The sequence below is a fragment of the Rhodococcus sp. NPDC057529 genome (genome assembly GCF_042802055.1).
In the GTDB taxonomy this organism is placed as follows: domain Bacteria; phylum Actinomycetota; class Actinomycetes; order Mycobacteriales; family Mycobacteriaceae; genus Rhodococcus_F.
In genome coordinates this window covers 106,503-119,857 of the sequence record NZ_JBHVEY010000010.1, presented here as the reverse complement: position 1 = coordinate 119,857, position 13,355 = coordinate 106,503, and the positions used below count along the sequence as shown (strand labels likewise).

Annotated in this window: 1 protein-coding gene (only partly in view); it reads right to left on the bottom strand. The window is 69.9% G+C overall.

Annotation, left to right across the window (positions count from 1 at the left end):
• On the bottom strand, positions 1 to 13,355 hold the 5' portion of the coding sequence (locus tag ACFU5V_RS21045; protein WP_378701645.1) for a non-ribosomal peptide synthase/polyketide synthase. The gene continues 20,371 nt to the left of window position 1, outside the view; only the first 13,355 of its 33,726 coding nucleotides appear in the window; its start codon is at positions 13,353 to 13,355; the stop codon falls past the left edge of the window.

Genomic DNA, 13,355 nt, shown 5'->3' with positions numbered 1-13,355 from the left:
TCGGTCGTCACCGAGTAGCGCTCACGCTGTTCGGCGGCGAAGTTGGCCAGACCCCGGTGCGTGACGACGACGCCCTTGGGCTGCCCGGTGGTGCCGGACGTGTAGATCACGTAAGCACTGTTGGCCGGCGCAACCGCCGTCCGGCGCTCCGCCTCCGCGACGGGAGCCGTGGAGTAGCGCGCCGAGGCGTCCACGAAGTCGTCGCTGTCGAGGATCAGCCAGTCGACGCCCTGCGGAAGCCTGCCGACCTCGGAGCTCACGGAAAGACCCAGTGTCACACCGGAATCGGTGACCATGTGGGCGATGCGCTCGTCCGGGTACCCGGGGTCGATCGGCACGTACGCGCCGCCGCTCTTGGCGACGGCCCAGATGCCGACGATGGACGGGATCGAGCGGGTGATGCCGAGCCCGACGAACGTTTCCGCGCCGACCCCGCGTTCGATCAGGATGCGCGCCACCCGGTTCGAGCGCTCGTCCAGTTCGCGGTAGGTGATGCTGTCGCCGCCCGAGACGATCGCGTCCCCGTCCGGGTTCGCGGCGACCGCAGCCTCGAGCAGTTCGACGAGCGTGGTGGGCGCGACGCCCTCGATACCGCGGACCGGTGTCAGTTCCTCGGTCTCCGCGGCGTCGAGAATGGGGATGTCCCCGACCGCGACGTCGGTTCCGCCGCCTGCGACGGCGGTGAGGATCCGCACGAAGCGGTCCGCGAATCCCTGCACGGTGGCCGCGTCGAAGATCTCGGTGGCGTACCCGAGAACACCGGTGATCCCGGTGGGCGCACCCTCGTCCGACCACAGTTCGCGCAGGTCGACGGTGAGGTCGAACTTGCTGAACTCGACGTCCACGGCACCGGGTGTCGCCTCGAGCCCGGCGAACTCGAGCGACGGGATGCCGTTGACCTGATGGGTCAGCACGACCTGGAACAGCGGCGAGTACGCCGTGGACCGGGTCGGATTCAGGGCGTCCACCAATTGCTCGAACGGAACGTCCTGGTTGCTGAATGCGGCGAGGTCCTGGGCGCGGACCTGCTCGAGCAGTTCGGCGAAGGAGGTTCCGGGCTCGACCTCGGTCCGCAGCACCAGCGTGTTGACGAACATGCCGACGAGGTTCTCGAGCGCCTCGTCGCCGCGACCGGCCACCGCGGCGCCGATGGCGATGTCAGTGCTCGAACTGAGCCGCGCCAGCAGCACTGACAGCGAGGCGTGCAGCACCATGAACAGAGACACGTTGTGCGCCCGCGCGACCTCGCCGAGACGACGGTGCACGTCCTCGTCGACGGAGAAGCCGACGGAGGCGCCTGCCATCGACCGCACCGTGGGGCGGGGACGGTCGGTGGGGAGAGCCAGGACGTCGGGGACACCCGCGAGGGTCTTCGACCAGAAGTCGATCTGCGCGGCGGCCAGGGAATCGGGGTCGTCCTCGGATCCGAGCACGTCCCGCTGCCACAGCGCGTAGTCGGCGTACTGGACGGGCAGCACGGGCCAGGCGGGCTCCGTGCCCTCCCGGTGGGCCGCGTACGCCGTCATGACGTCGCGGGCCAGCGGCAGCGTGGAGGCGCCGTCGGACGCGATGTGGTGCATGACGAGCACGAGGACGTGGTCGTTCGCGCCGAGCCGGAACAGGCGGGTCCGGACCGGGATCGTGTCGGTGACGTCGAAGCCGGTGGACCCGAACTCGAACATCCGGTCCCGCAGGTCCTCCTCGCGGACGTCGACCGGTTCGAGGGCGAGGTCGACGTCGGTGGCAGGCAGGATCACCTGGTGCGCACCGGAATCGGAGTCCGGGAACACGGTCCGCAGCACCTCGTGCCGCGCGAGAACGTCGGACAGCGCCGCGGCCAGGGCCTCGACGTCCAGTTCGCCGCGCAGCCGCACGGTGAGCGGAACGTTGTACGCGGGTGAGGACGGATCGAAACGGTTGAGGAACCACATCCGCTGCTGCGCGAGCGACAGCGGCAACGCCCGGGGCCGCGGTCCCGCGACCAGTGCGGGGCGGCGGGTGCCGTTGTGGGCCCGATCCTCGACGACCTTCGCGAGGGTCGCGACCGTGGGCGCCTCGAACAGGTCCCGGATCCCGACCTCGGTGCCGGTCGCCGAGGTGACGCGGGCGGCCACCCGGGTGGCGCTGAGCGAGTTGCCGCCCAGGTCGAAGAACGACTCGTCGACGCTCACCCGCGGAGCGGAGATCACGTCACCGAAGATGCCTGCGACGACCTCCTCGAGCGCCGTGCGCGGTGCGACGAATTCTGTGGTGCCGGTGGTGAACACCGGTTCCGGAAGAGCCTTGCGATCGACCTTGAGATTCGCGTTGAGCGGCATCTCGTCGAGGACCATCACCGTGTCCGGGATCATGTGCGACGGCAGCACGTCGCGCAGTGCGTCCACGGTCGCGTCGACGTCGAGTTCCGCGCCCGCGGTCGCGGTGACGTACGCGACGAGCCGGGGGCCCTGCTCGCTGTCGTGCACCACCACCACCGACTTCTGCACCGCGCTGTTCGCGGTGAGGGCGGCCTCGATCTCGCCGAGTTCGATCCGGAGACCGCGGATCTTGACCTGGAAGTCGCTGCGGCCCACGAACACGAGCCCACCGTGGTCGAGTTCGCGGACACGGTCGCCGGTCCGGTACATGCGGGCGCCGGGCCCCTCGAACGGGTTCGCCACGAACCGCGACGCGGTGGTGCCGAACATGTTGCCGTAACCGCGGGCCAGGACCTGGCCGCCGATGTACAGGTCACCGGTCACTCCCGGCGGCACGGGGCGCATCCGGCCGTCGAGCACGTGGTACCGGACACCGCGGAACGCGGTGCCGAACGGGACCGGCCACTTCTCGGCGTCCGCGGTGGAGAGGTCCAGTTCGTACGAGGAGCACGTGACCGAGGCCTCGGTCGGACCGTAATTGTTGAGCAGGCGCGAGTCCGTGCCGATCAGCGCCGTGCACGCCGCAGGCCGCAGCATCTCGCCGCCGAGGAGAATCACCTTCAGGTTGGGCAGGACACCCTCGGTGTCCAGTTCGGTGAGCACCTCGAACGCACTCGGCGCGAGGTTGGTGATCTGGACGTCGCCGGTGCCGATCATGCGGAGAATCGGTCCCGGATCGAAGCCGTCGTCGGCGAGGTGGAGCACGCCGCCGTACGCGAGTCCCACCCAGATGTTCTTCTGCGTCTGGTCGAACAGGGGGGAGTTCGCGATCAGCAGTCCGGTGCCGTCCTTCACCCGGAGGTCGCCCTGGTACGACTGGTAGTTGTTGGACAGACCCAGCATCGGGACCATCGTCGGCTTGGGCCGTCCGGTCGAGCCCGACGTCGAGATGACGTGCCCCAGTCGCTTGCCCGCGTGCTCGTCGGACCACGGATCGTGCGGGAAATCGGTGTCGTCGAGTGAGGCGAGGTGACGCATCGTCTCGGGGTCGTCGAGCACGATCGGGTCGTCGAGCGCCGCGTTCCCGGTGAGTGCGCCGGTGAGCCCGCTCCAGGACCGGGTGGCCACCACGGCCCGCGTTCCGCTGTCGTCGACGAGTCCCGTGATCCGCTCGATCCCCCACTTCTGGTCGAACGGCGAGTAGGCCGCGCCGACCTTCCAGGCGGCGATCATGCCGATCACCCATTCCAGGGAACGGGGGATGACGAGTGCGACGACGTCGTCGGGGCGAACCCCGCGCGACACCAGTTCGCGGGCGAGTTGGTTGGCGCGACGGTTCACGTCGCCGCGGGTGGTCGAGACACCCCCGGCGACGACGGCGGGAGCCTGCGGGTCGCGCTCGACCCACTCCTGCCAGCGGGTGACGAAGAGTTCGAGCGGCCAGCCCTCCGTCTCCGCGGTCTCCGCCTCGGGTGCGGCGACGATCTCCGGTGCGGGCGCCACGATCTCGATGTCGCCGACCAGGGCGTGCGCGTCCGCGATGACCTGGTCGAGGATCGTACCGAAGCCGTCCTTCCCGTCCTCCGACGGCGGGGCCATCATGATGGTGGGAACCAGGCCGGACAGCACGACGGACACGATCGCGTCGTGGCCCATGCCCCGCTCGGACAGCGGAGCCGACATCAGGCGCAGGCGCTCGTCGAACTCGCGGTACGTCACCTGCATGCCGTCGTGGGCGACGGCCACGGCGTCGGGGGCGACGTCGACCGCAGCAGCCAGAAGCTGCGGAAGCTCGCGAACCGTCATCGTGCGGGCAGGTCGCGCTTGGCTCAACTTTGCTCTCTCGTGTTCGGTGAGAATGTCGATGTCGCCTACAGCGACACCGGGATCGGTGACGACGGCCTCGAGGATCCCGACGAACCGTTCCGCGATACGTTCGGCGGTGCCGCGCTCGAACAGGTCGGTGGCGAACGTGAACCGCCCGCCCAGACCCGCGGGCCGACCCGACTCGTCGGCCTTCTCGGTGATCGTCAACGTGAGGTCGTACTTGGCGCCCTGCGCCATGTCGTCGATCACGCGCACGGTCAGCCCGGGCAGCTCGAGCGCGTCCATCCGGTTGTTCTGGAACGACAGCATCACCTGGAACAGCGGCGAATAGGCCGCCGAGCGCCGGATCCGCAGCGCCTCCACGATCTTCTCGAACGGCACGTCGGAATTGCCGAATGCCGCCAGGTCACCCTCGCGGACCCGGTCGACGAGACCGGAGAACGAATCTCCCGGCCGCACGTGGGTCCGCAGGACGAGGGTGTTGACGAACATGCCGACCAGGTCGTCGAGCGCCTGGTCGCCGCGTGCGGCGAGCGGGGTGCCGACGGTGATGTCGTCGCTGTTGCTCAGCCGCGACAGCAGCGTCGTCAGCGCCGCGTGCGTCACCATGAAGAGGGACGCTCCGTGGTTCTTGCCGACCGCTTCGAGCCCGCGCCGCAACTCCGGGGTGATCGCGAAGTCGATCGAGTCGCCCAGCATCGACTGCCTGGCCGGGCGTACGTGGTCCAGCGGCAGGTCGATCAGCTCGGGCGCCCCGGCGAGGGTGTCCGCCCAGTGGGCGATCTGCTTGCCCGCGAGCGACTGCGTGTCAGCGGGGTCGCCGAGGACGTCGCGCTGCCAGAGCGCGAAGTCGGGGTACTGCACCGGCAGCGGCTGCCACAGCGGGGCCGCGCCCGCGGTGCGCGCGCTGTAGGCGACCATGACGTCCCGCGCGAGCGGCGCCATCGACGCACCGTCGGCGCAGATGTGGTGCACCACGAGGACGAGCAGGAACTCGCTCTCGCTCGTGGCGAACAGCCGGATCCGCAGCGGGGGCGCGACCGTGACGTCGAATCCCTCGGTGGCGAATTCGGTGAGGGCCGTGGGGAGTTCGGTTTCGGGCACCCGCACGGGCGTGAGGTCGAACGGAACCTGGGCGACGTCGACGACCTGCTGGTACGGCCCGTCGGCGGAGTCCGGGAACACCGTCCGCAGCGACTCGTGCCGTGCGAGTACGTCGGAGACGGCCGACGACATCGCGTCGATGTCGAGTGCACCGGACAGGCGAACGGCGAGCGGGATGTTGTACGCCGAGGACGCCGTGTCGAACCGGTTCATCAGCCACATGCTCTGCTGCGCCATCGACAGCGGAACCCGTTCGGGGCGCGGCCGCGCGACGAGCGCCGGGCGGTCCGAGCCGGTGCCTGCCTGCTCGGCGACCTTGACGGCGAGCCGTTCCACGGTCGGCGCCTCGAACAACTCCCGCACGCCCAGACGGGTGCCTGCGGCGGCGTTGAGCCGCGCGACCGCCTTCGTCGCGACGAGCGAGTTGCCACCGAGGTCGAAGAACGACTCGGCGACGCTGATCTTCGGAAGCCCGAGCACGTCCGCGAGGACACCGGCGACCAGTTCCTCGGTGGGTGTGCGCGGCTCGACCATCTCGCCCTGCAGGGCGTCGAAATCGGGCTCGGGCAGAGCCTTCCGATCGAGTTTGCCTGCGGTGGTGAGCGGGATCTCGTCGAGAACGACGATCGCGCTCGGGACCATGTGCGCCGGCAGCGTGTCGCCGACGAAGTGCGTCACCTCGGCGACGTCGACCGTGGCGCCCGCGGTGGGCAGCACGTACGACACCAGCGCGGTCGATCCCGACGGCAGCGACGTGCCGAGGGTGGCCGCGAATTCCAGGTTCGGGTGCGCCACCAGTGCCGCGTCGATCTCGCCGAGTTCGATGCGGAAGCCGCGGACCTTCACCTGGAAGTCGCTGCGGCCCACGTACTCCACCCCGTAACCGGCGCGGTGCCCGGGGTCGACGACGAACCGGACGATGTCGCCCGTGCGGTACATCCGGCTGCCGTTCTCACCGAACGGGTTCGCGACGAATCGTTCGGAGGTGAGGCCGAGACGGTCGTGGTAGCCGCGGGCGAGACCGGGGCCCGCGATGTACAACTCCCCTGCCACGCCGACGGGTACCGGGCGCAGGAGTGCGTCGAGAACGTAGACGGTGACCGCGCAGACGGGGCCACCGATCTCGATCCGGTTTCCGGGCACCAGCATGTTGCTGACGTTGCTCATGACGGTGGCCTCGGTGGGACCGTAGCCGTTGTACATCCGGCGGCCCGGCGCCCAGCGTTCCACCAGTTCCGGCGGGCACGCCTCGCCGCCGACGACGACGACCTCGAGCCGGTCGAGTCCGGCCGGCTCCACCGACGCGAGCGCGGCGGGCGTGACGAAGGCGTGGGTGACGTCGTTGTCCGCGAGGAAGTGTCGCAGTTCCTCCCCGCCGTACAGGTCGGCGGGGGCCACGACCATCGTCGCGCCGCAACCGAACGCGAGCAGCAGCTCGAGGACGGACGCGTCGAAACTCGGGGACGCGAAGTGCAGTGTTCGCGCCGACGGGCTCACCCCGTAGTGGGTGCGCTGTTCGGCGGAGAAGTTGGCCAGACCCGTGTGGGTGACGACGACGCCCTTGGGCAGACCTGTGGTGCCGGACGTGTAGATCATGTAGGCCGCGTGCTCGAGCCGGACCGACGTGGTCCGCTCGGCATCCGTCACCGGCTCCGGCGACTTCGCCGCGCACAGCGACTCGCACTCGGACGAATCCAGCGCGAGCCAGTCGACGCCCGACGGAAGGTCGTCCCGCTGTGCAGACACGGTGAGGCCGAGGATCGCGCCGGAGTCGGCGACCATGTGTGCGATGCGCTCGGACGGGTAGCGGGGGTCGACGGGCACGAACGTGCCGCCGGCCTTGGCCACGGCCCACGTTCCGATCACCGAGTGCCGCGAGCGCGTCATCCCGAGTGCCACGGACGTTTCCGGTCCGACCCCGCGGTCGATGAGCACGCGTGCGAGCCGGCTGGAGCGGGCGTCGAGTTCCGCGTAGGTCATCGACTCGCCGTCCGCGACGAGCGCGGTCCGCTCGCCGTTCTCCGCCGCGGTCGCGGCGAGAATCTCCGGCAGCGTCAGTGGTGCGGCGGCGTCGGTGCCGTGCGCCGCCAGCAGCGACGCCCGCTCGTCGGGCGCGAGGATGTCGATGTCGGCGACGCGTGTGTCGACGTCCCCGGCCAGTGCACCGAGCACCCGGACGACCCGCGCCATGATCTCCTCGACCTCGGCGGCCTCGAACAGCTCGGGAAGGAACTTGGCGGTCAGGTGCAGCCGCGGGTCGGTCATCGCGACGATCGCCAGCGGGTAGTGCGTGGCGTCGTTCGACGTCACGTCGACAACGCGGAGTCCCTCGATGTCGCTGTTCTTCGTGAGGGCTTCACGGTCGAGCGGGTAGGACTCGTAGACCATCAGGGTGTCGAACAGCGCTCCGAGGCCGAGCCCCTGCTGGATGTCGGTGAGCCCGACGTGATGGTGGTCGAGCAACTCGGTCTGCTCGTGCTGGATGCGGTCGAGCAGGGTGCGCACGACGTCGCCTGCCCGTACGCGGACCCGCACCGGCAGGGTGTTGATGAAGAGCCCGAGCATCGACTCGATGCCGGGCACCTGCGGCGGACGGCCCGAGACGGTGGTGCCGAACACCACGTCGTCCCGTCCGGTCAGCCTGCCCAGCACGATTCCCCACGCGGCCTGGACGAGCGTGTTCATGGTGACGCCGAGTTCGCGCGAGCGGGCGGTCATGTCGGCGAGCAGGTCGTCCGGCAGATCGATGACGAGTTCACCGGGGGTGAGCGCCGGTGCGGTCTCCGTGTGCGCAGGCGCGAGGAGGGTGGGTTCCTCGACACCGCCGAGGGCCTTCGCCCACGCGTCCACCGACACCTGCGGATCCTGTGCCGACAGCCACTCGAGGTAGCTGCGGTACGGACGCGGCTGCGGCAGCGCGAGCGCGTCGCCGTCCACCGCGTACAGGGTCAGCAGATCCTGGATGAGGATCGGCAGCGACCAGCCGTCCAGCAGGATGTGGTGGTTGGTGACGGCGAACCGGTAGCGGTCCGCACCCTCCTCGACCAGCAGGAATCGCACCAGCGGCGGGGCCGTCATGTCGAACCGGTCCGTGCGGTTCGCGAGCATCAGCGCGTCGAGTTCGGCGTCCCGGTCGTGCTCGGACGCGGCCGAGAGGTCGACGTGCGTCCACGGCACGTCCACCCGGTCGACGACCACCTGCATGCCGGTGCCGTCGTCGCCCGCGACGAAGGCGGTGCGCAGGTTGGGGTGCCGGGCGACGAGCGATTCCGCGGCGCGGCGGAGTCGGCCGGTGTCGACGGATCCGCCCAGGTCCATGACCAGCTGGGTGGTGTACACGTCGGTGGCGGCACCGGCCAGCGATGCGTGGAACAGCAGGCCCACCTGCAGCGGGGCCAGCGACCAGACGTCGGCGAGCGCGGGGTAGTCGCTCTCGAGGGTGTCGATCCGGCTCTGGCTCAGGCGAACGAGGTCGAGGTCCGACGGCGTCCGGCCGCCGGCGTCGGGACGCTTCGTGTGCTCGACGAGCCCTTCGAGCGCGCGCGTCCACAGGCCGGTGAGTTCCCCCACCTCGGTGTCCGTGAGGACGCCCTGCGGGAAGTCGACGGTGGCCGAAAGTCGTTGTTCGCCTTCGACGTCCACGATCATCGCGTTGATGTCGAGGGCGAAGTGCACCGGCATCTCGCTGTTGCGGGTGCCGGTCAGCTCCATCGTGTCGGTGTCCGGGACCCAGCCCGCCGCCCGGAACGCGGCGGGAATCTCGCCGACCGACACGCGGCCCAGATAGTTGAAGCTGATCTGGGGGCTCGGCAGCGCCGCGAGGACCGCGCGGGTCTCGGCGTTGAGGTACCGCAGCATGCCGTAGCCGATGCCGTGCTCGGGTACGCGCGCGAGTTGTTCCTTCACCGACTTGACGGCCTGACCTGCCGCCGCCCCGCCGGCGAGGGCGTCGTGGACGTCGACGCCGGGCGCCGACAACCGGACCGGGAACATGCTGGTGAACCAGCCCACCGTGCGGGACAGGTCGGCGCCGGGCAGCACCGTCTCCTCGCGGCCGTGGCCTTCGAGGTGCACGAGCGTGGAGGACTCGGTAATGCCGCGTTCCGCACGCCACGCCGCGACGGCGACCGCGAGGGCGGTGAGAAGTCCGTCGTTCACGCCGCCGTGGAAGGCGCGCGGCACATCGGTCAGCAGACCGTCGGTGACGTCGGCCGAGACTTCCAGGCGGACCCGGCCGGTGGTGGAGACCGTGTCGCGGCCGTCGAGGGCCCGTGAACCGATCAGCGGGTCCGCACCGTCGAGGGTGGTGCGCCAGTAGTCGAGTTCGCGCACGCGCCGGGCACTGCGCGCGTTGTCGGCGAGGCCGTGCGCCCAGCGGCGGACCGAGGTTCCGACGGCCGGGAGCAGCGGGTCGGCCCCGGCGGCGATCTGCCCCCAGGCGGACGCGAAGTCGGGCACCAGCACTCGCCAGGAGACGCCGTCCACCGCGAGGTGGTGGATCACCACGAGCAGGCGTCCCGTCCGCGGGGCGCTCTCTGCCTCCGCGGTGTCGCCGTCCGCGTCGTCGCGAGGGGCGGGTTCGGCGGAGTCCTCGGCGGGCGCGAACCAGACGAACCGCACCACACTGCCGGTCGCCGGGTTCAGCCTGTCCACGGTGCGCTCGAGGGCGTGTGCTGCCAGCGCCTCGAACGTGCCGGTGCCGGGACCGTCGGTGAATTCGACGCGATCGACGAGGCGGTCGACGTCGACCGAGCCGATCGGAGCGACCTCCAGCGACCACCCGGCCGGAGAGTCGTTGCGCCGCAACGACGAACGCAGGGCGTCGTGGCGATCGACGACGGCCGCCAGCGTGCGCACCAGGCGCTCACGCTCCACCTTCGGCGGCAGCGCGAGGAGAATGGACTGGGAGAACCGGTGGAAGTCGCCGCCGAGCTCCGTCATCCAGTGCACGACCGGTGTGAGCGGCATCGTGCCGATTCCGGCACCCGGCAGTTCCTCGAGAACGTGCACCGTCGCCGACTCGGATGCGGATTTCGCGACCTCGGCGAGCGAGGCAACGGTCTTGCGTTCGAAGACGTCCCGGGCGGTGAACAGGACGCCGGCTTCCTTCGCGCGGGACACCAGCTGGATCGAGACGATGCTGTCGCCGCCGAGCGCGAAGAACGAGTCGCCGACACTGACGCGAGGCAGACCGAGGACCTCGGCGAACAGGCCGGCGATCGACTCCTCCATGGTGCTGCGGGGCGCCACGTACTCGCTGGATTCCGCCGCGAACGTGGGTTCGGGCAGCGCCTTCCGGTCGAGCTTGCCGCTCGCGCCGACCGGCATCTCGGCGAGCACCATGACGGCGTCGGGAACCATGTACGAGGGCACCGCGCGGCCGACGTGGACCGTCAGATCGTCGACGTCCACCGCGGAACCGGGCTCGGGAACGACGTAACCGACGAGCCGCTGTCCGAGGGAACTGTCGTGCACGACCACGACCGACTGCGCCACATGAGGATACGAGGACATCGCCGACTCGATCTCGCCCAGCTCGATCCGCAGGCCGCGCACCTTCACCTGGAAGTCGGTGCGGCCGAGGTACTCGATGCTGCCGTCGACGCGCCACTTGACGAGGTCGCCGGTGCGGTACAGGCGGGTCCCCGCGACGCCGAAAGGATTGGCCACGAAGCGTTCCGCCGTCAGCTCCGGCCTGCCCTCGTAGCCGCGGGCCACCTGGGCGCCCGCGAGATAGAGCTCTCCCGCGGATCCGATGGGTGCGGGCCTGAGGTGACCGTCGAGCACGTACGCCTCGGTGTTCCACACCGGAGTACCGATGGGGATCGTGTGGGCGGACTCCCGGTCCACCTCGCCGGCGGTGGCGTGCACGGTGAACTCGGTGGGGCCGTACAGGTTGTGCAACTCGGCGCCGGACTTCGCCCGGAACGCTGCTGCGACGGCAGGCGGAAACGCTTCTCCCGCAACGAGAACGACGCGCAGGCTGACGAGTTGTTCGCGGTCGGCCTCGGAGACGAACACCGACAGCATCGACGGGACGAACGACGTCGCCGTGACGTTCTCGCGCGCGATCACGTCGGCGAGGTAGGCGGGATCGCGATGCCCCTCGGGCGCGGCGATCACCACGCGCGCCCCGGAGGCGAGTGCGGCGAACAGTTCCCAGACCGACACGTCGAACGTCGTCGGCGTCTTCTGCAGCACGACATCGTTCGCGTCGAGGCCGTAGCGCGACGCGATCCACGTGACCTGGTTCAGGACGGCAGCGTGGCTCACCGCCACGCCCTTCGGTCGCCCGGTGGAGCCGGACGTGTAGATGACGTACGCCGGGTTGGCGGCCCGAAGGCCGGCAGTCCGCTCCTCGTCGCGGATCGGGCCCGCCGGGATGCCGCTCGCATCCACGGCGTCGATCTGCACGACGTCGTGATCGGCGGGGAAGACGAGACCGTCCCGCGCGACCGTGAGGATGCACAGCGGGCGCGCGCTCTCCAGCACGTATGCGGTGCGCTCGGCGGGATGGTCGGGGTCGAGGGGCACGTATGCGGCGCCTGCCTTGACGACGGCGTACATCGCGACCATGGAGTCGAGCGAGCGGCGGATCGCGAGGGCGACCTTGGTCTCCGGACCCACGCCCCGGCCGATCAGTGTCCGGGCGAGGCGGTTCACCCGCGCGTCGAACTCGGCGTAGGTGAGCTCCTCGCCCTCGAAGACGAGTGCCGTCGCGTCGGGCGTGCGCGCGACCTGGGCGTCGAACAGGTCGACGACGGTGCCCGCAGGCGGGGCCACGACGTCGCCGTTCCACCGCGTCACGACCTGCTCGTATTCCTCACCGCTCATCGTGGCCAGGTCGGACACCGAGGCGTCGTCGCCGGCGCCGAGGAAGCGCTCGAAGAAGTCGAAGAAGCGGCTGTGGTGACGGTCCAGTTCGTCCGCCGAGTACAGGTTGGGGTTGGCCTCGAAGTCGATGTGGATCTTGCTGCCTGCCACACCCTGGTAGATGTTGAGCGAGAGGTCCTCGACCGGCCCGGTGGTGAGGACGTTCTGGTGCCCGGTGACCGTTCCCAGCTTGATCTCGCTGTGGAACATCATGATGTTGATCGAGGGCCCGAAGAATCCGCGCTGTCCCTGGGGCGCGCCGGCGTCGCGGCGGATGTCCTCGTGCCGGTAGCGCTGGCGGCGCAGGGCTCCGGTGAGTTCGATCTGCACGCTCTTGACCAGCTCGGGGACGGTCATCTCCGGGGTGATCTGGAGGCGGAGCGGAACGATGTTGGACACCATTCCGCCGGAACGCCGCAACGTGGCGGTGGTGCGGGCCGACACCGGCAGGCTGAGAACGACGTCCGTTCGGTCGGTCATGTGGGCCAGGTACGCGGCGAACGCGGCCACCACGATGGGCGCCGAACTGGCGTTGCTGCCGCCCAGTGCCTCGTCGAGAAGGGTGGCGGTGGACTCGGGCAGTGCTTCGGAGGAGAGCCGGGCGAACTTGCCGACCATCGCGGCACGACCGGCCAGGCTCGGCGCCTCGGGCAGGTGCGCGGTGCGTTCGGCCCAGTATTCGCGATCCTTCGCGAAGCGGTCGGAATTGCGGTATCGCTGCTCGTCCTCGACGATCCGGACCAGGTCCTCGGCGCGGCAGGCCGGCGGCTCGGCGCCCTCGACGAGTGCGGTGTAGATCTCGGCGATGCGCGCGATCAGCGCCATCGCGCCGAAGCCGTCGAGCGCGATGTGGTGAATGCGGCAGAACCAGAAGTAGTGGTTCTCGCCGACGTGGAGCAGGTAGACCACGACGAGGCGGTCCTCGAGGAGGTCGACCGGGGCGCTGTAGTTGGCCCGCATCCACTTCTCGGCAGCGTCGACGGAATCGTCCTCGCCTCGCAGGTCGACGTAGGTGATGGCGTCGTCGAGGGACTTGTCGACGTACTGGTGCGGCATCCCCTCGATCTCGACGAGCCGGAGGAAGCCGGAGCCGAACTCCCGGCCGGTGCGGACGGTGGCCTCGGTCAGGAGGTCGAGGTCGATGTCGCCGCGAAGCTCGATGTACTGGGCGATAGTGAGGGGAACGTCGCCCAT